Consider the following 259-nt stretch of genomic DNA (forward strand, 5'->3'; position numbering starts at 1 on the left):
GCATTGGCATGACGCCCTTGGTGAGGAGCTCCTGGATGGCGTCGCCGTCAGCTTGGGAGCGGCCGGCGTGCGGCGGGGAGAGGACCAGTTCGAGATCGGGCTGGGCATCGCTGCCCAAAGTCACCCAGCGCTGGCCATCGGATCCGACGTCGTTGCGGACCTGGAAGCCGAGGGCGTCGCGATAGAAGGCGAGCGACTCATCGACGTCGTTGACAGTGACGTGTGCGTACTTCAAGGAAATGTTCATGAACCACACACT

General features: G+C 62.9%; 1 protein-coding gene. It reads right to left on the reverse strand.

What is annotated here, in order from left to right; all coding sequences use genetic code 11:
- Positions 1–235: VOC family protein (locus ACPYOG_RS19885; protein ID WP_481295837.1), on the reverse strand; the 235-nt coding region annotated here is incomplete at its 3' end.
- Positions 236–259 lie beyond the last annotated feature (24 nt).

This window comes from Leifsonia sp. HAY1-4F (assembly GCF_056755275.1).